Source organism: Pseudomonas sp. S2_E02, from assembly GCF_054668355.1.
Window position 1 is genome coordinate 429,466 of record NZ_CP162761.1, and the last position, 21,871, is coordinate 451,336.

Here is a 21,871-nt window from a genome sequence, read left to right on the forward strand (position 1 = left end):
TCGGCAAACCCCCGGTTTTACGGGGTTGCCAGACGATTGGCAGGGACGCCGAGCGATCTCGGCGCGATAGTGCCTGAGCAGGGTCACAGCCGGCCTTGCCCCATAACAAGAGCGCGAGGTTGCCATGCCGAAATTCGTGATTGAACGCGAGATTCCAGGGGCCGGGAAGCTGTCCGAAGCCGAACTCAAAAACGTCTCACAAACGTCCTGCCAGGTGTTGCGCGAACTTGGGCCACAGGTGCAGTGGCTACAGAGTTATGTCACTGCCGACAAAATCTATTGCGTGTACATCGCGCCTGACGAAGAGCAGGTACGCGAACACGCCAGGCTTGGAGGATTTCCTGCCAACAGTGTGGCGCGAGTGATGACGGTCATCGATCCGACGACGGCCGAATGATCACCGACCCCACCCGCAGCGGAGTTCACTCTTATGAGTACCCCGATTGATCTGACAGCCCTGAAGGAACGCCAGAAAGTCGCCTGGGCCAGTGGCGACTACGCCTTGATTGGCACGACGTTGCAAATCGTCGGCGAAAACCTTGCCGAAGCCTGTGACCTGCGTTGCGATGAAGAGGTGCTGGATGTCGCTGCCGGCAACGGTAATGCGACGCTGGCGGCGGCGCGCCGTGGCTGCCAGGTCACCTCGACCGACTACATCGCGGCTTTGTTGGAACGCGGCCAGGATCGGGCCCGGGCGGAGCATCTGGACGTGACGTTTCAGGTGGCTGATGCCGAGGCACTGCCGTTCGCCGATGAGAGTTACGACGCGGTGCTGTCGACCTTTGGTGTGATGTTCGCGCCGGATCAGGACACGGCTGCGGCCGAGCTGGGCCGGGTTTGTCGCCGTGGTGGGCGGATAGGTCTGGCCAACTGGACGCCGGAAGGTTTTGTTGGGCAGATGTTCAAGGTTCTGGGCCGGCATCTGCCACCGCCGGCTGGTGCCCAGCCCCCCTCGAATTGGGGCTCCGACGCCTGGCTGCACAAACATTTCGATGACCGTGATTTTCTGCTGCGGGTGACACGGCGCGATTTCAATTTCCGCTATCGTTCGGCGGCGCATTTCATCGACATCTTTCGCCATTGGTATGGGCCGGTGCACAAGGCCTTTGCGGCATTACCGCCGGAGAGCGGGCAGGCGCTGGAGAGTGATCTGGCGGATCTGCTCAATCGGTTGAATCGGGCGGGAGAGGGTTCGCTGGTGGTGCCGAGCGAGTATCTGGAGGTGGTGATTACTAAGCGCTGATTTACCCCCGACTTTCGAATCTATTGCGATCCCTGTAGGAGTGAGCCTGCTCGCGATAGCGGTCTTTCAGTAAAAAAATATTCAGCTGACAGACCGCTATCGCGAGCAGGCTCACTCCTACAATGGATTTGTGTTGGGTTCTGGAGCCTATTTCACCTGCGGCCGATCAAACCACTCCAGCGCCGTGCGCCAGATGCAGATCCCCAGAAAGTACGCCGACATCAGCAACCACAACCCCATCACCAACGGGTTGATTACCGGATGGTTGAGCACCAGCGACAGACTGCATAGCAGCCAGATCGCCGTCACCGCAATGTTGATCGGCATGAACCGGCGTACCCGAAACGGGTGCAGGAACTTCATTCGCGTCACCGTCAGCAACGCCAGGCCGATCACGGTCAGGAAGGTGATCCACGGCCCCGGTCCAATGATGTAAAGGCACAGTGCGACCACATTCCACGCCGCCGGAAAGCCGACAAAGTAGTTGTCCTTGCTCTTCATGTTGACGTTGCAGAAACAGAACAGCGACGACACCAGAATCAGCGACACGGTCAGCAGCAGGGTGTAGTCGGGCAAAGGAATGTAGCGATAGATGAACAGCGCCGGGATGAACACGTATGTCAGGTAATCGATCACCAGATCGAGGATCGAGCCGTCGAAGCTCGGCAGCACCGATTGCACGTTGACCTTGCGCGCCAGTGCGCCGTCGAGGCCGTCGACAATCAGCGCCACGCCCAGCCACATCAGGCAATGGGTCGGCTGGTTTTCCAGCAGGGCGAGGGTGGCCAGGAAGGCTGTGACCACGCCAGTCGCGGTAAAACCATGGGCGCCCCATGCTTTGAGCCTGGCGATGTGTACGGTCGATATCACGGGGGCGTTCTCCAGAAAGTGAAGCAAGCCGGGTATCACCCTTGAGTAGCAGGGCGCCGGCAAACCGGGTCGGGGTTGCAGCTATCGACCGGTCTGGCCGGGATAAGGTTCACCACTGATCAATCTTAGCTGGCCGGCGAAAAAATACGCGGGCGAAATCCGCCGCAGCTTCGAGTCTCAGCCAAACGGTGCTGGCGCAATGGCTGTCGGGGTCTATCGTTGCCAGACGCAGTCACTGCCCTTGCCTGAGGATGACGTCATGAACACCAGCGATTTGCTCGAAAAACTGCTGCAAGGCCAAGCCTCGGCGGGACAACAATCTTCAGCCTCCGCCGGTGATGGTTTGGGCGGCCTCGGTGGCTTACTGGGTGGTCTGCTCGGTGGCGGCTCGGGCGCGGCCAGCGGCGGCGGATCTGCCGGTGGACTTGGCGGCTTGGGTGGCTTGCTCGGTGGTTTGCTCGGCGGCAGTGGTGGACTTGGCGGCGCTTTGGGTGGGGCGCTGGGCGGCGGGGGCAGCACGCAAAATCGTTCCGGCGGGACCAATTATGCGGCGCTCGCGTCGCTGGGCATGATGGCGTTCCAGGCGTATCAGGCGTGGCAACGCAGCCAGGCGAGTTCGGCACCGCAACAAATCCCGCAGACGGCCAATCTGCTTGCCGGCCCGGAAGTCGAGGAGCACAGCCACGCTGTGTTGCGCGCTTTGATTGCGGCGGCCAAGGCTGACGGTGAGATCGACGACCGGGAACAACAGATGATCAGTGGGGAAATCAGCAAACACACCGACGACCCACAATTGCAGCAATGGTTTGAGGACGAAGTCTCGAAACCGCTGGACGCCAACGAAGTCGCGCAGGCGGCCAAAGGCGATCCGGCCATGGCCGCTGAAATGTATCTGGTCAGCGTGATCCTGGTAGATGACCAGCAGGACGCCGAGCGGCGTTATCTGGATGAACTGGTAGCAGCATTGCAGATCGACCCGGGTTTGCAGGTGCATCTGGAACAGCGGGCCAAAGGCCAGGCCTGAAGTAACGGCAAAAAATCATAACCACCCGCAGCTCCGTCAAGGAGCTGCTTCGCCGTCCGTCCGGGCAATTTTCACGTCGATTGAATTTTTCGCAGGCGCCGCCTCTCTGCTGCTGTAGAGGCGTGTGGAACAGCGCCCTGCCAACCGACCGAGAATTTTGCCATGACTGTCCTGACACCTCTGCAAGCCGCGCCTGCCCAACCGCACCTGATGAACGCCGCCGGGAACATGCGGCAGGTCTATGAAGCGTTGTTGCGCGATGACGATTCCCAAGACCTTGCGCAGGCGTTTTTGCAGGAGCAACTGCAACACGCCGCGCAACTTAGCGATTCGTTGCCTGAAGACCCGGCAACGTGGCACGCCTGGGTGGCCGAACATTGCGCCGATGTCGCCCGGCAATACGCCGACTATCTGCAGCAGCGCAAGGCCGGCGGGCCTCGGAAATTCTTCCGTGGCAAGGCGCAGGCGCTGTATTTCCTGCAAGCGGTGGCACCGACCAAACTGGTCGACGGCGCTTGGCTCTATGGTCTGTTGCCGCGCTGGCAGGACCCACGTTTCCAGGGCCTGCTGCGAACCTTTCTGGAAGAGCTGGGCGAAGGCAATCCGGCGCAGAACCACGTGGTGATTTACCAGAAATTGCTCGCCGAGCACGATCTGCAGGACAGCAGCGCCATCGACGATGAACGCTACCTGCAAGGCGCGATACAGCTGGCCCTCGGTGTCTGTGGTGCTGATTATTTGCCCGAGGTGATCGGCTACAACCTCGGCTATGAGCAACTGCCGTTGCACCTGTTGATCAGCAGTTACGAACTCAGTGAGCTAGGCATCGATCCGTACTATTTCACCCTGCACGTGACCATCGACAACGCCAGCACCGGCCATGCGCAAAAAGCCGTGCAGGCGGCGCTTGACCTGCTGCCGCTCGAGGCCGATCGCGCCGAATTTCTGCGTCGGGTAGCGTTGGGTTATCGGCTCAACGATCTGGGGCAGGGCAGCCGCGCAATCATTGAAGGCTTCGACCTTGAGCAGCAATTGCTGGCGATGCTCGAGCGCAAGTGCCCATTCGCCCAACACATGCATTCTGATTACTGCCGTTTCGAAGGGCAGACCGTCAATCAGTGGCTGGCTGCACCCGAGCAATTACCCGGTTTCCTCCAAGCGTTGCAGAACAAGGGCTGGATCAAGCGCCACGAAGACCCGCAGGCCAGCCGTTTTTGGCAACTGATCGCAGGCGACGGTGCGGCGATGTTTGGCGTGTTCAATGCCTACGAAAAACAACTGGTGCACGACTGGATCGCCGGTGACTGGACGCCGTCGGATAAAACGAAACCCGTTCGGCGGCACAGTCAGACCGCAGCGCCCATCGAAGGGCTTGAACAGGACCCCGACGTACAGGCGCTCAACACCGCGCTGCAAGGTCAGGATGCCTCGGCGCAAATGGCGATTCTGATCCCCTGGCTCGCCCCGGCCCGCCATGCACACCCGGCCGGGCTGCTCGCCACCCGGCGTTTTATCGAACTTAAATCCCGCTTGCCTTAAGGACACCGCCGATGAATCAGGAAGAACAACTCTGCCCCAACGACCTCGTGCTGCTGCAATTGGGCCGGCGCTTGTTGGCAGACGGATATCGGTTCACCACGCCGACGCCGTTGACCCATCAACGGGTCAACCAGCGTGACGAGGGCCAGATGGCCGACTCTTTGCGCGATGTGTTCGGCTGGTCGCGTCCTTTCACGCCGGGGTTGTTGTCAGCCGATGAACAGCGGCAACTGCAAGACGCACAGATCATTGATCACTACGAAGGTGAGCTGAAGAGTCGGGTGCGCTGGTCGAGCCTGGATGATTTGCTGTTCGTCCATTCGGCATTTCCCACCGAGGCCGCTGACGCGGTGTTTTTCGGCCCCGACACCTACCGTTTTGCGCAACTGATCCACGCCCACCTGCAGCAGAACTTCGCGCCGATCCATCGCGCGGTGGACATCGGCTGCGGCGCTGGCGTCGGTGCGATTCTGATCGGCCGGGCCCGTCGCGAGGCAGAGGTGCTGGCGCTGGACATCAACCCTGCGGCGTTGCGTCTGACCGCGATCAACGCGGCACTGGCGGAAGTCGCTAACGTCGACGTGCGCGCCAGTGATCTGTTGCAGGGCGTCGACGGCGAGTTCGACCTGATCGTCGCCAACCCGCCGTACATGGCCGACCCGGCGGAACGCGCCTATCGCCACGGTGGCGGGACGCTGGGGGCAGGGCTTTCGCTGCGCATCGTCGAGCAGGCCTTGAATCGATTGGCGCCTGGTGGCTCGCTGCTGCTCTACACCGGTGTGGCGATGGTCGATGGTCGTGATCCGTTTCTCGACACCGTGCTGCCACGCCTCGATGAAAAACGTTTCGGCTGGACGTACCGCGAACTCGACCCGGATGTTTTTGGCGAAGAACTGCTCAACCCCGGCTATCAACGGGTCGACCGCATCGCAGTGGTGGCGCTGACCGTGACCCGAATGGGCTGAAACAAGGCAGGTGCACGATGAACAGGAACCTCGACGACTACAACCGCATGCGCGATTTTTCGGCGACCTCGGAACCGGCTGCCGTCAAGCGCTCGGGACGTAAAACCGCTGCCGAGCATGCTTTGCAGTTTTGCATCCAGAAGCACGACGCTTCACACCTGCATTACGACTTTCGCCTGGAACTCGATGGCGCACTGAAGAGCTGGGCGGTGCCAAAAGGGCCGTCACTCGACCCCAAGGTCAAGCGGCTGGCGGTGCATGTCGAGGATCATCCGCTGGATTACGCAACGTTCGAGGGCAACATTCCCGAAGGACATTACGGCGCCGGTGATGTGATTGTCTGGGATCGTGGCGTGTGGATACCGCTGGAAGATCCGCACAAGGCCTACGCCAAGGGCAAGCTCAAGTTCGAGCTGCAAGGCGAGAAGCTCGGCGGTATCTGGAACCTGGTGCGCACGCACATGCCGGGCAAAAAAGAACAATGGTTTTTGATCAAGCATCAGGACAGCGCCGCGCGGCCGCAGGATGATTACGACGTGTTGGTGGCCGAACCGGACAGTGTGCTGAGCGAACGCACGTTAGTGGGCAAACCCAAACTGGCCGCCGAGCAAAGCAAACCGCTGAAAAAGCCCGCGGCGAAGACACGCAAAGCTGCGACCGGCAAGCTCAACGGTGCGCAAAAAGCCAAACTGCCGGCACAACTGAAACCGGAACTGGCCACGCTGGTCGACAGCGCGCCGGAAGGGCAATGGAGTTACGAGATCAAATTCGATGGCTACCGGATCATGGCGCGCATCGATCATGATCAGGTGCAACTGTTCACTCGCAACGGTCATGACTGGACGCACAAGTTGCCGCAACAGGCCGCCGCCCTGGCCGCGCTGGGATTGGAATCGGCGTGGCTCGACGGCGAAATGATCGTCGCCAACGAACACGGCGTACCGGACTTTCAGGCCCTGCAAAATGCTTTTGAAGCTGGAAGCAGCGGCAACATTCTCTACTACCTGTTCGATCTGCCGTATCTCAACGGTGTCGACCTGCGTGAAGTGCCGGTCGAGGAACGTCGCGCTGCGCTGGCCACGGTGCTCGGCAGTCATGAGCAACCGTTGTTGCGCTTCTCCGAAGCCTTCGACGAAACCCCGGATGCGCTGCTCAATAGCGCCTGCCAGATGCAGATGGAAGGCCTGATCGGCAAACGCCTCGGCTCGCCCTATGTATCGCGGCGCAGCAGTGACTGGATCAAGCTCAAGTGCAAACATCGCCAGGAATTCGTCATCGTCGGCTACACCGATCCGAAAGGTTCGCGCAGTGCTTTCGGCGCGTTGCTGCTGGGGCTGCATGATCGTGACAGCGGCGAGTTGCGCTACGCCGGCAAAGTCGGCACCGGTTTCAACGAGTCGACGTTGAAAAGCATTCTGGCTCAACTCAAACCGTTGCAGGTGAAGAAGGCGGCGGTGGTCAATCCACCCAGCGGCTTCGAGGTCAAAGGCGTGCACTGGCTCAAGCCGAAACTGCTGGCGGAAGTCGCATTCGCCGAAATGACCAAGGACGGTTCAGTGCGCCACGCCGTGTTCCATGGCTTGCGCGATGACAAACCGGCCAAGGGCATCACTGAGGAGCGAGCAAAACCGGTGAAGACTGCAGCGAAGAAATCAGCCACGAAGAAAGCGCCGAAAAAAGCCCCGGCGAGCAGCGCAGAAACCGCGCCGTCGCAGCTCGGACTGGCCAACGGCAAGGTGCGCATCACTCACCCGGATCGCGTGATCGACGCGGTCAGCGGCACCACCAAGATGCAACTGGCCGAGTATTACACCAGCGTTGCCGGATGGATTCTGCCGCAGCTCAAGGATCGTCCGGTGGCATTGGTGCGCGCGCCGGACGGCATCGCCGGTGAGTTGTTTTTCCAGAAGAACGCCGAACGCCTGGCGATCCCCGGCATTACCACGCTGGACAAAGACGTCACCGGGCAACCGGTGATGCTGATCAACAATGCCGAGGCGCTGATCGGCGCGGTACAGATGAGCACCGTCGAACTGCACACCTGGAACGCGACCACGGTCGATCTGGACAAGCCCGATCGCTTCGTTCTTGACCTCGATCCGGATCCGGCACTGCCATGGAAAAGCATGGTCGAAGCGACGGCACTGACATTGACCGTACTTGATGAACTGGGCCTCAAGGCGTTTCTCAAAACCAGCGGCGGCAAGGGTATTCACCTGGTGGTGCCGCTGACCCGCAAACTCGGTTGGGACGAGGTCAAGGACTTCAGCCACGCCATCGTCAGTCATATCGCCAAGCTGTTGCCGGAGCGCTTTTCTGCGGTGTCCGGGCCGAAAAACCGCGTCGGGCGGATCTTTATCGATTACCTGCGCAACGGTCTGGGCGCCACCACTATCTGCGCTTACGCCGCGCGCACCCGCGAAGGCTTGCCGGTGTCGGTGCCGCTGTTTCGCGAAGAGGTCGCCGAGCTCAAGGGCGGCAATCAGTGGAACGTGCACAACGTTCATGAGCGGTTGGCTGAGGTCGGTGACGAGCCGTGGGCCGACATGAAGAAAACCCGCCAGAGCATCACCGCCGAAATGCGCAAACGCCTGGGGCTGAAAAAGTGATCAGGTGTCGCGTAGCAAGTCGTGAGCGTTGAGCAATTCGAAGGCGATTTCCGGGTGGTTTTCCAGTCCGCGGCGAATGGCGGCCGGGATCGCTGCACGTGTCTTGCGGCACAGGCCCGGTAACTCGTCGATTTGAATAGCGATCCCGCGCATGGTGCGCACTTCGTTGAAACCGGGAGCGACGTCGACGCGAATCCCCAATTGCTCGAACATGCGCTGTTGCAGATGTTTGAGGTCATTCAGGTCTTTGAGCATTTCGAGGCGAGCGAGCAGGCGTTTTTCTTCCTCTCGGGTCAGCCGCAGGATGCGCAAATCCGCGCCGGGCGTCTCCAGCAACGGATCGCGCCCGCAAATGCAGGCGCCGGGCGGGCAGGGGGAGCGCAAGGGCACAGAAGTCGTCATGGCCTCCATCATAGAGGCCGTCGGACAGTTTTGCCTATGCGCCTTCAGCAGCCATCCATCGGCTGCGTTTTCCGTGACGGCTACTGATTCAGGCCTTCGTAATGCACCAGAATCGCGTTGGCCAGATCTTCATCACTGGCATTGAGTCCAGGATTTTCCTGGCGAGCCTGTTGCAGCACCGATTCAAGATAAACCCCACGAATGGCCCCGCCACTGGCGACAAATGCAGACAAGTCGTCACGGGCCGGAATCACCATTTTGTGATCCTTGAAGGTCGAGTACAGCGACGCGGAGACACCCGCCGAGGTGGCGACATCACCCGCATCAACGCGGGCCAACGCCGAACCGACCGGCAGGCATAAGAGTAAAGAAGAAACGAGCACTAACTTGCGCATGACGGTGTTCCTCCACAAGCGCGAAGCAAAAAGGGAAGGATTACATAATGTGAGAGGGGCGCGCGCGGCGGGAGTTCCGTGGTGCAGCAAAGTCTGCGTTATTGCAAAACAGACGCGGGCAACGCCATGGCGGGTTGCCCGCTTTCACGCTGGAATGAGTCAGATCACCCCGCAGGCCATGCGATCACCGCCACCGCCCAGTGGCTTGGGCATGTCGGCGTGGTTGTCGCCGCCGGCGTGGATCATCAGGGCGTGACCTTTGATCTCGGATATCTTCTTCAGGCGCGGCGCCAGTACCGGATAGTTGGCGATGCCGTCCGCCGTCACATAAATCGCCGGAAGGTCACCCAAATGGCCGTCGGCGTAAGGGCCGAGGTGCTTGGCGGTTTTTTGCGGATCGAAATGCCCGCCCGCAGCCAGTGCGGCGCCTTTCACGCCATCCTTCATGCCGGCCTCGCAGCTGCCGTTTTCATGCACGTGGAAACCGTGCACGCCGGCCGGCAGCGATTTCAAGTCAGGCGTGAACAACAGGCCATACGCCGTTTCACTGATGGTGACCGAGCCGATCGCCTGCGGCGCGCCGTCAGCGCTGACCAGATTGATCGCGATTTTTTCCGTCGCCGCTTGTGCGGTGCCGATGGCGAAGGTGCCGAGCAGACCCAACCACAATGCGCGTTTCATAGGCGTTTCCTTTGCTGTACGAATATTCAGAGCGACGGACTCAATAGCCTGCCGGCATTAACCGGTGATGAAGGCCGTTTCCGCTGCGTTGCAAAGTGAGACTTGCCGCGCAATCCGAAAGTTTTGCTGCCTTTGGCGAGCACGCCGACACCTGCTGACACGCTCTGGCGCGGCAGACCTGCGCAAATAGGCTTAACTGAAGGCTGACAAGCGTTTACGGGCGTGATGAGTGAGGAAAATCCGGTGTCGATCAAACTGCGTTTAGTGTTGCTGATTGTGACAAGTCTGCTGACAGCCTTGATCGTGAGTCTGGTCAGTTACGTCGGCAATCAGCGGATGGCCTCGGCGGTCAGCGATAACGCGGTCAGCATGAGCGCGCTGCGCAACCACATGGAAGCCGACATGATGCACGACGCCCTGCGCGCCGATGTCTACTCGGCGATGCTGGTCGGGCTGGGCAAAAGCACCAGCACGGCAAGCGAGGTGCGCGATTCGATCAACGAGCATGCCGGGCATTTTCGTGAGGTGCTCGAGGAAAACCTCAAGTTACCGATCAATCCGGCATTGCGCACGGCGCTGGAGCAGATCAAACCGAGCCTCGATACCTACATCAACGCGGGCGAACGGATTGTCGGGCTGGCGCTGGACAACCCTGATGCGGCTCAACAGGAACTGGGCACCTTCAACACGGCGTTTGGCCAGCTTGAAGAACAAATGGCCGCGTTGAGCGAGTTGATCGAGTCCAATACGCGGCAGACCAGCGCTGCAACCGAATCAGCCATCCACAGCGCCAACGTTGCGCTCGGTGTGGTGTTGATCGCCAGTCTTGTGCTGCTGTTGATTCAGGGACGCTGGGTGATTCTGAGCATCATGGGGCCGTTGAAGACCGCCAGTCGCATCGCCGAAAGCATCGCCCACGGCAACCTCAGCGAGCCGATCACCGAGCCGTCCGGCAAGGACGAAGCCAGTGTCTTGATTCGTACGCTGGCGACCATGCAGCGCGACTTGCGCAACATGATCGATGTGGTGCGGCGCAATGCTCACGGTGTCAGTGGCATGAGCGAACAACTCAGTCAGGGTTGCCATCAGGTCGCCGACAGCAGCCAGCAACAAAGCGTCGCCGCCGGCACCATGGCCGCCGCCGCCAGCCAGATGACCGCGAGCATCGAGGAAATCACCCGCCACGCCGAACGTGCCCTGAGCATGGCCAATCAAGCCGAAACTTTGGCAAAAGAGGGCGGCGGAGTTATTCATCAAGTGGTCAGCGACATGGACGATATCGCCCGATCAGCACAACAGTCGGCCCAGGTGATCCGCACGCTGGATCAGGAATCCGAAGCCATTTTCAACATCATTCAGGTGATCAAGAGCATCGCCGACCAGACCAATCTTCTGGCGCTCAACGCCGCCATTGAAGCGGCCCGGGCCGGCGAGCAGGGTCGGGGTTTTGCCGTGGTCGCGGACGAAGTGCGCAGTCTCGCTGCGCGCACCAGCGCTTCCACCCAGGAAATCGCAGCGATGGTCGCGCGCATTCAGCACAGCACCCGGGAGGCAGTCAGCAGCATGGAGGCGGGTGTCGCGCAGGTCGACAAGGGCATGGCGGTGACGGCGGATGTCGAGCGGGCCATCCGCGAAATTCTCGATGCGACGTTGAGCACTACGCAACTGGTCAACGACATCACTCGCACGATTGGCGAGCAAAGCCAGGCCAGTAACGAGATCGCCCATCAGGTGGAAATGATTGCCGGGATGTCCGAAGGCAACAGCCGGGTGATCGGGCAGACGGCGAATACCACGGATGAATTGTCGAGTCTGGCGGGGCAGTTGGCGCAGTCGGTGGATCGGTTTCGGTTGTAGTGGTGAAATCCATCGTATTTGTGTTGGCCGGGCTAGCGCTTTCGCGAGCAAGCTCGCTCCCACAGGTTTCGTGGTGTAAATGCAATATTCGCTGCGCCACCGAACACAGTGGGAGCGAGCTTGCTCGCGAAGAGGTCAATTCAGCCAACACTAATGCTGGATAAATTCACCACAATCAGAACTTGAACGCCTGCCGCCCCACCAGCAACCACTTGCCATGCTGCTTCTGCCAGATCTGAAAGTTCTCGATCTCCGTCGGCACCACCTCGGTCCCCTTCAACGCCTGTGCGGAAAAGTGGTGGCGGACCAGCGCGGTGTCGCCGGACAGGGTGATGGTCTGGTGCTGCATTTCCAGGGTCTTGAACGCGCTCTTGCCGGTTTCGATGTCGGCGATGAACTCCTTCTTATCCTGGATCTTGCCGCTGGAATGGCCATAAGTCAGGTTGGGTGCGGTGAGCGCGTTCAGTTCGGCAATGTCCTTGTGCAGCATCGCCTGGGTCAGATGATCCACCGCTTGGGCAACGTCTTTTTCCGCCGGGGCAGAGGCGGCCATGGCGTAACCGTTGAAGGCACAGAGAAAGCCGATCAGGAGTCGGGTCTTGGTCATTGAGGTTGTTTCCTTGTTGTTATGGGGTTGACGACTGATTTGTCAGTCGTCGTACAACGTAGCAGATAATGCTTGAGCAAGGCACTGCCCAAAAGTGCTCAATGTCTGGGCAACTACACTTGAATGCAGGAAGGTTTGCGTCGACGCACTCATCAGAGGGTCATGTTCAGCGACTGGCGGCCGATAAGTCCCTGAGCGGAAAAAGACTCTCAAGTCGGGAACAGACGCGCGGGTTTGCCCTGACGTGATATTCTTCGCGCCAACTTGGTTTGACCTAATTCAGTTTGCTTGCCTTCGGGCGGGCTGACGGAATCCCTGTCGCTCAAGTAGCTGAAGCCAATAATGATAAGAAGTCAGTTCAGAAGGGACATTAACTGAGGTCGATGCAGCATGTCGGCCTTGTGTGCCCACCCGTCAAAATTGAAGTGTGCCGGAATCTGCGACGCGAGCCTGAGCGTCATCAAAGCGGATCGCATACAGATAACAGCGGCGGGCGGAAGGCGTTTTATCATAGGTGCAACAGATGTTTAAGAAAGTGAACACAGCCCTGCTGGGTCTGGCTTTGGCGATGGGGATGACATCCGCCAATGCTGACGAAGCAAAGAAAGTCGACGTCCTGCTGATCGGCGGCGGCATCATGAGCACCACCCTCGGTGTGTGGATCAATGAGCTGGAGCCAAGCTGGTCGATGGAAATGGTCGAGCGCCTCGACGGCGTCGCCCTGGAAAGCTCCAACGGCTGGAACAACGCCGGTACCGGTCACTCGGCGCTCGCTGAGCTGAACTACACCCCGGAAGACGACAAAGGCAACGTGACGATCCCGAAAGCCGTCGAGATCAACGAAGCGTTCCAGGTCTCCCGTCAGTTCTGGGCCTGGCAGGTTCAGCAAGGCGTTCTGAAGAACCCTCGCTCGTTCATCAACACCACGCCGCACATGAGCTTCGTGTGGGGCGATGACAACATCAAGTTCCTGAAAAAGCGCTACGAAGCCCTGCAAGCGAGCCCGCTGTTCGCCGGCATGCAGTACTCCGAAGACCCGGCTGTGATCAAGAAGTGGGTCCCGCTGATGATGGAAGGGCGTGACCCGAACCAGAAAATCGCGGCCACCTGGAGCCCGGTGGGTACCGACATGAACTTCGGCGAAATCACCCGCCAGTTCGCTGCGTACCTGCAAACCAAGCCTAACTTCGATCTGAAACTGTCGAGCGAAGTCCAGGACATCACCAAGAATGCCGATGGCACTTGGCGCGTCAGCTACAAAAACCTGAAAGACGGCACTAAAACCGAAACCGATGCCAAGTTCGTCTTCATCGGCGCTGGCGGCGGTGCACTGCACCTGCTGCAGAAGTCGGGCATTCCTGAAGCCAAGGAATACGCTGGCTTCCCGGTTGGCGGTTCGTTCCTGGTGACCGATAACCCGGCCATCGCTGAACAGCACCTGGCCAAGGCCTACGGTAAAGCGTCGGTTGGCGCACCACCGATGTCCGTTCCGCACCTGGACACCCGTGTTCTGGACGGCAAGCGCGTCATCCTGTTTGGCCCATTCGCGACCTTCAGCACCAAGTTCCTGAAAGAAGGCTCGTACCTGGATCTGCTGACCAGCACCACCACCCACAACATCTGGCCTATGACCAAGGTCGGCATCAAGGAATACCCGCTGGTCGAGTACCTGGCTGGCCAACTGATGCTGTCGGATGAAGACCGTCTGAACGCGCTGAAGGAATACTTCCCGAACGCCAAAGCCGAAGACTGGCGCCTGTGGCAAGCCGGCCAACGCGTGCAAATCATCAAGCGTGATGAAGCCGCTGGCGGCGTGCTGAAACTGGGCACCGAAATCGTTGCTGCACAAGACGGTTCCATCGCCGGCCTGCTAGGCGCATCGCCAGGCGCGTCGACCGCTGCACCGATCATGCTGAGCGTGCTGCAGAAAGTCTTCAAAGACAAAGTCGCGACCCCAGAGTGGCAAGCCAAGCTGCACCAGATCGTTCCAAGCTACGGCACTCAGCTGAACAACGATCCAGCCAAAGTGGCTGCAGAGTGGGCTTACACCGCCAAGATCCTCGAACTGCCGACACCTCCAGTGATCGGTCAGGCTGCTGCCCCGGCCGCACCTGCAGCTGAAAAGGCTGAAGCTCCGAAGGAAAACGCTGCACGTGACATGGCGCTGTAACTAAACGCCTGACACACAAAGCCCACTGAACCGGCGACGGTCAGTGGGCTTTTTTATGGCAAATAGTTTTGTAGGAGCTGTCGAGTGAAACGAGGCTGCGATCTTTTGATCTTGATCTTGCTTTTGAAAGATCAAGATCAACAGATCGCAGCCTGCGGCAGCTCCTACAGGGCTTTGGCGGACGCCAGATAAGCGCCGAGTCGCCGTCCCATCTCCTCACCCAACGCCTGCAATCCGCTCAACGGGCGAACCATCACCTCGAACTCGACAATCTTCCCGCCCTCATCAAAGCGAATCATATCGATGCCTTTCAGCTCCTTCGAACCCACCTTGGCGCTGAACTCCAGAATCACATTCAAGCCATCGGCAGTCGCCAGCTCACGGTGATAGGTGAAGTCTTCAAACACCTCGAAAACGGTATTGAGGATCATCGATACCACCGGCGCGCCCGGATAAGGCGTGTGGGCCATCGGCGAGCGGAACACGGCTTGCGGGTCGAGCAGGCCGGGCAAGGCGCGGAGGTCGCCGGTGCGGATCATTTCGTGCCATTTGCCCAGCGATGCGGCGACGTTGGGTTGCAGGTTCAGGTCGGTCATGTTCACTCCAGGATTTTTCTTGTTGTTGTCGCGACGGCAATGACTCTAGATCAACCATGCCGAAATTGAATCCTTGTGCCGCGATCTGAATATCAGTCCATGGCCCATGCGGATCAGATGCGCATCTGATCCGTATTTTTTCGCCGGATCTGCCTCTGTTACCAGTTCAGTCATCCGCTCAAAATAGCCCCACGGTTCGGCACTCGCGGTAGTCCTTCATCCCGAAGCGCCCAGTGCACCGCAAGCTCAGCATTGAGGAGAGCAACATGAACAAGATGGCGTTTTTTCTGGGTGGCTTTCTGACACTGACCATTCTGATCGGCCTGCTCGCAACGATTTCTCCGGTCTGAAGCGACCCTTTTCCAGTGACGTCCACGGGTGTGTCGCGCAAAGCATGTTTAAATGCCGCGCCCCCACACCTGTAAATGGACTTCAGTCATGGCCGAACACCGCATTCGCGCGCTCGCACTTTGCGTTTTTCATCACAACGGCAAAATTCTGGTTAACGAATTTCGCGACCCGGGCAGCCAGCAAACCTGCTTTCGGCCTATTGGCGGCGGTATTGAATTTGGCGAGACCAGCGCCGAAGCAATCGTGCGCGAAGTGCAGGAGGAGTTGGGCCTGTCCATGAGTGACGTGCGTCTGCTCGGCACACTCGAAAGCCTCTTCGTCTACAACGGCGAACCGGGTCACGAAATTGTCCAGGTATACGACGCGACGTTCGTCGATCAGGGCGTCTACGACAACGCACAGATCGATGGCCATGAAAGCGACGGCGCGCCCTTCACTGCACGCTGGCATGACAGCTCAAGCTTCAGCGAGCAGGCGCCTTTGGTGCCGAATGGCTTGCAGGAGCTGCTGAAAAGCGCCGGATTGCTCGGATGAATTCACTCACGCTTCCCCCGACCAATACCAAAGCGTATCGCCCCAATTCGAGCCACTGAACCCAGGCATGGTTTCCCCCAAGTCGAAGTAACGTCGGGAGTTTGCCTGTGCAGGGCTGAACCAATAACCCGCGGCGCTACAAGGCTGACCGGCCTCTATTCGTGCTGGAGTTTTCGAATGCGCATCGTCTTGGTCGAATCGCGCGTACCAGCGCGCGGTACTGTCTTGTTCGAAGCAGTTACCGTAGGGTGAATAAGTGTGCAGTTGATCGGGTTTTGGATTACGAAGCTGTTTCAAAACACGGTTCACCGCTACATAGGTGACGGGTAGAGGTTCATGGATAGCGCCCAGTTCGGGTAAAGCGCCGGCGCGAATGATCACTCCGCCCTGATAATCCAGCATCTCGACGTCGCCACGTCCGCTGAAGGCGTGGCGTAATCCGTCTTTGCCTCCCAGTTGCTCGGTAAATCGAGTGCCAACAATGGTGTACCAGTTGACACCTTTGATGTGATCAAGCAGTTCTCGTTTGAAGTTGTGCACCATTGAGTCAACTTCCAGACCGACATATTGCTGCGCCAGTTGAAATTCCATGGGCATGTAACGATCGAAGTCGTAGGGCAGTATGCTCGAAAGTCCGCCGTAGCCATGTTCGGCTTCAACCTGATCGCACAAGTAAACCAGCCATTCTTGAAAGCGCGCGACGCCATCGGGCTCTTTCAGGAAACTCCAGGGCAATGTCATCTTCAGGTATGAGCGTTTTTGATCGCCATGCACCTCGAACGAGTTCAGTGCGGACAGGCTGTACGCAGCAGCTTCGTTCGCGGTTGCGGCGCTGCTGATGTGCCATTCGTATTGTTCGTTCGGCCCTGACTCGCGGATTTTTTCCTGGGTTTTGCTGAATCCGGAATCTGTCAGTTTCTTGTAGCGGTCGTCGAACTGTCCCTTCAGATGCTGGCCGAACTCTTCCTTGAATCGGGTGAAGCACTGCATGACATTGCGCTTGCTTTGCAGCGAGTAGCCTTCCTTGAAGTAGAGGGTTGCGATCAACCCGAGTCGTACAACGGGGGTGTTATCGGGTAGCTCAAACGTCAGGTCTGGAGCTTGTTCGCTCAGTTTTTCCAATGTATTCATAAAGCTCTCTTTTATCAGGCTGTCGCCGCAGCAGTGATAGCAGCGCCGCCCAAAATGGTGACCAGCACGGCCCATGAAAGCTGAGCCAGTCGAACGATAACCAAAATTGCTGCGACGATAGCAGCAGGCACACCGGCAGCAACCAGTGCCGCTCCAATAGCAAAAGCCACCACAACGGTGGCAACGACTGTTCCTACGTCAATCAATACTTGCATCCAGTCGATTTCCTTGAGCTTTTCCAAGGTCAGGTCGGTGAAATGCTGAATTTCCTTCCACGCAGCCCTGAGTTGCTCATCCGTCCAGCGAACGATCTTCGCACCTGTTTCACTGACCCATTCCCAGGCTTTTTGAGACTCACGTCTAATCCATTGACCCTTGATTCCGAGCCACGTAGCGGCGTCTTCGAGGTGTTGTTGCATTTCTTGCGATAGCCTTCGAATGCCCTGAGCACCTTGCTCCAAGAGCCCTTCAACGGCCTCTTGAAGTTGCGTCCAGCTTTCGACCCGCGCCGGTCTGGGTGTCGCTGTTGGGCCGTACGCGGGAACAGGTACCGGAGCGGGTCTTGGGGCTTGCCCCGGGCCTCCGGCCGGGGGCAGCAAAACAGGCCATTGCTGTGGGTTGAACTCACCAGTCGGCTTATGTTGTCTGTTGTATTCGCGGTCGCGTTCACGCTCGCCGTCATCTCGACAATCATTGATTTCGAGTACAGAAAAACGGTTTGGGCCACCTGCTATATCCAGATAAGCCTCTCGCTGTGCCATACCGAGGACGTCCCCGGGAAACTTCACTTCCACTAGCCTCTCCAGATTATCCGGGTGCGCAACACCTTGATGATCCGTTCCAGCTTGTCCCGGCCAACGTAAGCTGCGTGTCTTGACGATGATAACGTCGGGACGCCGTAATAATCCTTTGACTGAACCTTTAGGGAATGGAAAGAGTGAATGGCGTCGCGTGGGATCTGGCTTCACGTCATCGCCCAGCCATGAGGAACTCAGGAATGGTTTGGGGGGAGGGACGACATGTCGAAGCAGACTTCAGCTTTGTAATCCCATTTGAAATCCCAGCGGTATTCATCTGCCCGAATCAATCCACTCATTACCAGCTGTTTAAGCTCCATGCCGGTGAAGTCACCATCTTTGGCTTTTTTTATCGTTAATCTGGGAAACCGCGATGCGTAATTGGCTTTTTCCATCAGATAAGGTTTGTTATCAGGATTGGGCAGCGGTGCTTGTTTGACCGTACCTTCGATACTGGTGTTCGTGCAGCCTTGTGGCGTTTGAGGTGGTTGCATGACCGGCATGATTCAGCCCTCCGAGTTGGCGTTTTTGAAGTCCAGGGTCATTTCCTTGGGTGCGCTTTCCCCGGCCCTGATCAACGGTTCTTCAGGCTCGGGTTTGCGAACAGGTGTCAGCAGTTCGACCTCTGCCGGGCTGCTGCTGAGTGCCTGAAAGGTTTTTCCTTCTTCGTTGGTATAACCGGCAATTCGGGTGCCATCAGCGAGCTTCAACGTATATGGGGTGCCCACCAGAGGTTCACCGGTTTTCTCATCCAGCAACAGGTAGCGCGCCTTGTGACTGCGCGGCGCGCTGTCAGGCAATTGGCCGAATTTATCGGTGTCAACTGCGCCGGGAGTCAACGGCACCAAAATCCCGATGCCGCTGCCCACCCCAGGCGAGCCGCCAGTGTTGACCTTCACCTCGGCGCCGCTGATGGTTACGCCACCAGCGTCGACTTTCACGAAATTGCCGCCAGCCTTGGCCGTGAGCTCCATTGCGCCTTCGACCACAACCTTCTGGCCGGCGTAGTAATGGATTTCTGACCCAGCCTCAACAAACTGCGCAGTCCCCACCTTCAGATGCTGCGTCACACCCACCGTCAGGTGATCATCCGCACGCATTTCGCTAACCCGATCCAGATGCGTAATCCGGTGTTCTTCAACTTTGAACTCACTCAGCGTGTTGGCTTCAACGGTGTCGTGCCGTTCGTTACCGACGCGAATCTTCTGATCGTGCTCGATGTTCTCATCCCAGTCGCGCTGGGCGTGGATGTAGATCTGCTCGACGCCTTTCTTGTCTTCGATGCGGAATTCGTTGTAGCCCTTGCCGCCCGGTGAACTCAGGGTCTTGAAGGTGCTGCGGGTCTTGTTGGCCGGCAGGTCGTAGGGGACGACGTTTTCCTTGTGGTACAGGCAACCGGTGACCAATGGCTGGTCGGGATCGCCTTCGAGGAAGGTGACGAGGACTTCCATGCCAATGCGCGGGATGGCGATGCCGCCGTACGCGGCGCCGGCCCAGCCGCTGGCGACGCGCATCCAGCAGGTGGTTTTGTCGTTGGACTGGCCGTCGCGGTCCCAGTGGAATTGCACTTTGATGCGGCCGTATTGGTCGCAGTGGATTTCTTCGCCTGCCGGGCCGGTGACGACGGCGGTCTGGCTGCCGAGGACTTTCGGTTTCGGGTGCTCGAGGGCAGGGCGGTAGTGCGCGTCCCACGGGGTGGCGAGGAAGCTGTTGCGGTAGCCCTGGTGGAAATCGCTTTTGTGGTCGGTGACGTCGCTGGTGACGTTTTCGCCGAGTACTTGCGGTTGTTTGCCTTCGTGGAAGACTTCCAGCAGCAGCCACAGGTCGTTCCATTCGGCGCGCGGGTGTTCGGCGAGGGTGAGGAAGTGGCCGCTGGTGAGGGTTGGTTCGTCACCTTTGCCTTCGGCGAGTTTGTAGTCGCTGCGATGGCGTTCCAGCGCGCGGGTGGAAAGGAATTTGCCGCGCTCGCGGGTGGTGAAGCGGCCGGGGTAGTCGTAGTCCTCAAGGTCCGGGGCGAACTCGGTTTTGACCGCGCCTTCGGGGAGGATCTTCGGTTTCTCGAAGTCGTAATCGCGGCGGCTGACGCGGGTGGTGCGGGTTTCCAGGCGCAGGTTGAAGCGTTTGATCACCGGTTTGTCGGCGGCCATGCCGGAGTCTTGCTGGTAGCTCACGGCTTTGAGTTTGCGGAACACGGTCTGGTCGTCGCCGAACACCAGTTTGTGGCCGCTGCTGCTGTGCTGGAAGTGGAAGTGAATGCCTTCTTCTTCGCACAGGCGCTGGATGAAATGCAGGTCGGATTCGTCGTACTGCACGCAGTAGTCGCGTTCCGGGTATTCGGCGCCGAGCTGGAAGCTGTAGGCGTCGGCAAGAATGCCGCGATCTTCCAGCACCTGAGCGATGATCTTCGGCACGGTCAGTTGCTGGAAAATCTGCTGATCGTGGTTATGCCGCAGGTAGGCCAGTTGTGGCACCAGGCTGAGGCTGTAACGGGTCAGGGTTTTGCCGGAGTCGCCTTGCTCGATGCGATAGACCAGACCGTGGATCTTGCCTTCGCCGGTCGGACCGAAAGTCAGGACGCCGGGCTTGTGCAGCAGCTCTTCGAGATTGAGGTCGGGGCGGGCGCTGACGAGTTCGAGGTCGAAACGGAACGGTTGGTTGAGGGCTTCGCTACCGGTGAAGCTGAGGACTTGCAGGTCGGCGTTGGCGCCTTCGACAGTGAAGGTAATGTGGCTAGCGTTTGCATCCAGCATGCTCGACTCCATCCATTGGAAAAGCTGTGCCGATGTTGCAACAACTGAAACAGCCGATCAAGCGTCCAAACGCGCCATAATCAGCGATCAGACTCAGCTCACGATTCAGCCACCGAGGGACGGACGAGCCATGGATTCGCTGATCAACGCCGCCGGCCGCGCGCTGTCTGCTGGTGACCCGCTAGGCGCGTTGAACTACGTCGCTCTGCGTGAGCGATCCGCCGGCGCTGGCCCTGCGCGCAATTGCCATGGCTCAGCTCGGTGATCTGCCCCGCGCCAAGGCGTTGTTGCAACGGGCGATAAAGGCGTTCGGCAGCAATGAACCGCTGTCACGGGCGCGTTGTGTGGTCGCCGAGGCCGAGGTGGCGCTGGCAGCGCGGGATCTGGGCTGGCCGGTGAAGGCGCTGGAGGCGGCGCGGCGGGTCTTGCAGGAGCACGGTGACGGCGTGAACGCGGCGCACGCGCGCTATTTGCAGATTCGCCGGTTGCTGTTGATCGGCGAACTGGATGAGGCCGAAACGTTGCTGGGTGAAACTGACCCGGCGCCGTTGCCGCCGGCGCTGCGTACTGCTCATGAGTTGATCGCCGCCGGAATCGCCGTGCGTCGGGTCCAGGCACACAAGGCCAGCGCGGCGCTGGCTCGAGCGCAGGCTGCGGCGCAACAGGCCGGGATCGCCGCACTGAGCGCCGAGGTCGATCACGCCTGTCACATGCTCGCTGCGCCGGCAGCGCGGTTGATCGTTGCCGGTCAGGCGCAACGGGTGAATCTGGCGCAGGTTGAAGCTTTGTTCAACTCGTCGACACTGATCGTCGATGCCTGCCGCTATAGCGTGCGCGGTGCCGGCATGACGGTGGCGCTGGCCACGCGGCCGGTGCTGTTCAATCTCGCACGATTACTCGCGCAAGCCTGGCCGGACGATGTGGCGCGCGAAACGCTGTTCGCCAAGGCTTTTCGTTTGCCCCTCACGGATGAATCGCACCGTGCTCGCCTGCGGGTCGAAATTGGCCGCTTGCGTGCGGCACTGAAGCCGCTGGCGAATATCGCCGCAACACCAAGGGGCTTTGCGCTGGTGGCTGAGGACGTTGCGTTGCTGACGTTGCCGGTTGAAGACAAATACGCGGCGTTGCTGGCCTTGCTTGCCGACGGCGAGGCTTGGTCGAGTTCGGCGTTGGCACTGGCCTTGGGCAATAGTCAGCGCCAGGTGCAGCGGGCATTGGAGGCATTGGCGCAGGCGGACAAGGTGCAGGCCTTCGGCGTGGGCCGGGCGCGGCGCTGGATGACGCCGCCGCTGCCGGGTTTCGCGACGATCTTGTTACTCCCGGTGTCGCTGGGCAATGGCTAGGCTGGAC

General features: G+C 59.3%; 18 protein-coding genes and 3 pseudogenes. 11 read left to right on the forward strand and 10 right to left on the reverse strand.

Going from position 1 to position 21,871, the window contains the following annotated elements; translation table 11 throughout:
- Positions 1 to 124 precede the first annotated feature (124 nt).
- Together AB4O01_RS01820 and AB4O01_RS01825 are read left to right on the forward strand one after the other, a co-directional pair.
- Positions 125 to 397 carry a DUF4242 domain-containing protein gene (locus AB4O01_RS01820; RefSeq protein WP_093438958.1) on the forward strand — a complete coding sequence of 91 codons (273 nt, stop codon included), beginning with the start codon at positions 125 to 127 and terminating at the stop codon, positions 395 to 397.
- A gap of 33 nt (positions 398 to 430) precedes the next feature.
- The gene (locus AB4O01_RS01825; protein ID WP_186624851.1) at positions 431 to 1,243 is read left to right on the forward strand and encodes a class I SAM-dependent methyltransferase; all 813 of its coding nucleotides are present in this window, start codon (positions 431 to 433) and stop codon (positions 1,241 to 1,243) included.
- A 147-nt stretch (positions 1,244 to 1,390) separates the two neighbouring features.
- Here AB4O01_RS01825 and pcsA read toward each other — a convergent pair whose 3' ends face one another.
- The gene (gene pcsA / locus AB4O01_RS01830) at positions 1,391 to 2,113 is read right to left on the reverse strand and encodes a phosphatidylcholine synthase (protein ID WP_007919592.1); all 723 of its coding nucleotides are present in this window, start codon (positions 2,111 to 2,113) and stop codon (positions 1,391 to 1,393) included.
- A 259-nt stretch (positions 2,114 to 2,372) separates the two neighbouring features.
- Here pcsA and AB4O01_RS01835 point away from each other — a divergent pair, with 259 nt between their 5' ends.
- The 4 genes from AB4O01_RS01835 (at position 2,373) to ligD (ending at position 8,250) form a co-directional block, all read left to right on the forward strand.
- Positions 2,373 to 3,137 carry a tellurite resistance TerB family protein gene (locus tag AB4O01_RS01835; protein ID WP_460090490.1) on the forward strand — a complete coding sequence of 255 codons (765 nt, stop codon included), beginning with the start codon at positions 2,373 to 2,375 and terminating at the stop codon, positions 3,135 to 3,137.
- 162 nt (positions 3,138 to 3,299) lie between these two features.
- The gene (locus AB4O01_RS01840; protein ID WP_460090492.1) at positions 3,300 to 4,676 is read left to right on the forward strand and encodes an iron-containing redox enzyme family protein; all 1,377 of its coding nucleotides are present in this window, start codon (positions 3,300 to 3,302) and stop codon (positions 4,674 to 4,676) included.
- A gap of 11 nt (positions 4,677 to 4,687) precedes the next feature.
- A complete protein-coding gene (locus AB4O01_RS01845) occupies positions 4,688 to 5,641 on the forward strand; it encodes a methyltransferase (RefSeq protein WP_116255375.1) in 954 nt (317 codons plus the stop codon).
- 17 nt (positions 5,642 to 5,658) lie between these two features.
- Positions 5,659 to 8,250 (forward strand): DNA ligase D, encoded by a 2,592-nt coding sequence (ligD, locus tag AB4O01_RS01850; protein ID WP_460090494.1) that lies wholly within the window; start codon positions 5,659 to 5,661, stop codon positions 8,248 to 8,250.
- Here ligD and AB4O01_RS01855 read toward each other — a convergent pair whose 3' ends face one another.
- The 3 genes from AB4O01_RS01855 to sodC all read right to left on the reverse strand — a co-directional run bounded on the left by AB4O01_RS01855 (position 8,251) and on the right by sodC (position 9,728).
- Positions 8,251 to 8,652, reverse strand: coding sequence for a hypothetical protein (locus AB4O01_RS01855; protein ID WP_175559657.1), 402 nt, complete (start codon positions 8,650 to 8,652; stop codon positions 8,251 to 8,253).
- Between the two features lie 80 nt (positions 8,653 to 8,732).
- On the reverse strand, positions 8,733 to 9,047 hold the full coding sequence (locus tag AB4O01_RS01860; RefSeq protein ID WP_093438930.1) for a DUF2388 domain-containing protein: 315 nt from the start codon (positions 9,045 to 9,047) through the stop codon (positions 8,733 to 8,735).
- 159 nt (positions 9,048 to 9,206) lie between these two features.
- The gene (sodC, locus tag AB4O01_RS01865; RefSeq protein ID WP_460090496.1) at positions 9,207 to 9,728 is read right to left on the reverse strand and encodes a superoxide dismutase [Cu-Zn] SodC; all 522 of its coding nucleotides are present in this window, start codon (positions 9,726 to 9,728) and stop codon (positions 9,207 to 9,209) included.
- A 225-nt stretch (positions 9,729 to 9,953) separates the two neighbouring features.
- Here sodC and AB4O01_RS01870 point away from each other — a divergent pair.
- Both AB4O01_RS01870 and AB4O01_RS01875 read left to right on the forward strand, forming a co-directional pair.
- Positions 9,954 to 10,679 (forward strand): annotated as a pseudogene (locus tag AB4O01_RS01870) (MCP four helix bundle domain-containing protein); the annotation flags it as partial.
- Positions 10,680 to 10,991: 312 nt separating this feature from the next.
- A pseudogene (locus tag AB4O01_RS01875) lies at positions 10,992 to 11,585 on the forward strand (methyl-accepting chemotaxis protein); the annotation flags it as partial.
- Between the two features lie 175 nt (positions 11,586 to 11,760).
- On the opposite strand, the gene AB4O01_RS01880 reads toward AB4O01_RS01875, so the two are convergent.
- Positions 11,761 to 12,192 (reverse strand): nuclear transport factor 2 family protein, encoded by a 432-nt coding sequence (locus tag AB4O01_RS01880; RefSeq protein ID WP_093438922.1) that lies wholly within the window; start codon positions 12,190 to 12,192, stop codon positions 11,761 to 11,763.
- A 523-nt stretch (positions 12,193 to 12,715) separates the two neighbouring features.
- Here AB4O01_RS01880 and mqo point away from each other — a divergent pair.
- Positions 12,716 to 14,362: a malate dehydrogenase (quinone) gene (gene mqo / locus AB4O01_RS01885; protein ID WP_460090497.1), complete on the forward strand. Its 1,647-nt coding sequence runs from the start codon at positions 12,716 to 12,718 to the stop codon at positions 14,360 to 14,362.
- 164 nt (positions 14,363 to 14,526) lie between these two features.
- On the opposite strand, the gene AB4O01_RS01890 is transcribed toward mqo, so the two are convergent.
- Positions 14,527 to 14,958, reverse strand: a complete 432-nt coding sequence (locus tag AB4O01_RS01890) for a nuclear transport factor 2 family protein (protein WP_460090499.1) — start codon at positions 14,956 to 14,958, stop codon at positions 14,527 to 14,529.
- 438 nt (positions 14,959 to 15,396) lie between these two features.
- On the opposite strand from AB4O01_RS01890, the gene AB4O01_RS01895 reads away from it, so the two are divergent.
- Positions 15,397 to 15,843 carry an NUDIX hydrolase gene (locus tag AB4O01_RS01895; protein ID WP_099758652.1) on the forward strand — a complete coding sequence of 149 codons (447 nt, stop codon included), beginning with the start codon at positions 15,397 to 15,399 and terminating at the stop codon, positions 15,841 to 15,843.
- A 6-nt stretch (positions 15,844 to 15,849) separates the two neighbouring features.
- On the opposite strand, the gene AB4O01_RS01900 is transcribed toward AB4O01_RS01895, so the two are convergent.
- Genes AB4O01_RS01900 through AB4O01_RS01915 form a run of 4 tightly spaced genes read right to left on the reverse strand, consistent with a single transcriptional unit; the run spans position 15,850 to position 20,521 of the window.
- Entirely contained in the window at positions 15,850 to 16,974 is a 1,125-nt protein-coding gene (locus AB4O01_RS01900; protein ID WP_099758653.1) for a DUF3396 domain-containing protein, read from the reverse strand.
- Positions 16,975 to 16,988: 14 nt separating this feature from the next.
- A complete protein-coding gene (locus tag AB4O01_RS01905; protein WP_460090501.1) occupies positions 16,989 to 17,942 on the reverse strand; it encodes a VRR-NUC domain-containing protein in 954 nt (317 codons plus the stop codon).
- A gap of 23 nt (positions 17,943 to 17,965) precedes the next feature.
- Positions 17,966 to 18,274: a hypothetical protein gene (locus AB4O01_RS01910; protein ID WP_460090503.1), complete on the reverse strand. Its 309-nt coding sequence runs from the start codon at positions 18,272 to 18,274 to the stop codon at positions 17,966 to 17,968.
- Positions 18,275 to 18,277: 3 nt separating this feature from the next.
- Entirely contained in the window at positions 18,278 to 20,521 is a 2,244-nt protein-coding gene (locus tag AB4O01_RS01915; protein ID WP_460090505.1) for a type VI secretion system Vgr family protein, read from the reverse strand.
- Positions 20,522 to 20,651: 130 nt separating this feature from the next.
- Between AB4O01_RS01915 and AB4O01_RS01920 the strand changes: the two are divergent.
- Positions 20,652 to 21,864: pseudogene (locus AB4O01_RS01920) on the forward strand (helix-turn-helix domain-containing protein).
- The last annotated feature ends 7 nt before the right edge of the window (positions 21,865 to 21,871 follow it).